1 pseudogene is annotated in these 288 nt (G+C 69.4%); it reads right to left on the bottom strand.

What is annotated here, in order from left to right:
* Positions 1-286 (bottom strand): annotated as a pseudogene (locus QSK15_RS32470) (hypothetical protein); the annotation flags it as partial.
* Positions 287-288: the final 2 nt, after the last annotated feature.

Here is a 288-nt window from a genome sequence, read left to right as displayed (position 1 = left end):
CCAGCTTCGACTCCTGCAGGCTCGTCGCGATCGAGATGACCGCGGCCCGCTCGGGCAGGCCGGCCTTCTTCGTCGCGGCGATGATCGCCTTGACGTTGGCGGTCTGCTCGTCGTTGAGGGTGATCCGCGACTGCTCGCCCTGCGGCTTCGCCACCTGCACCGCCACGGCGGCGGGCTTGGCATCGACCGGGGTGGCGGCGTGGGCGGCGATCGGGCCGGCGAAGACACCACCGGCGAACGCGAGACCCGCAACGGACAGCATGCTCTTACGGAAGATCGTGTTCATGG

This window comes from Micromonospora sp. NBRC 107095 (assembly GCF_030269705.1).
GTDB classification, from domain to species: Bacteria; Actinomycetota; Actinomycetes; order Mycobacteriales; family Micromonosporaceae; genus Micromonospora; species Micromonospora parva.
The sequence above is the reverse complement of the archived record's forward strand: the minus strand, read 5'-3'. Positions and strand labels throughout refer to the sequence as shown.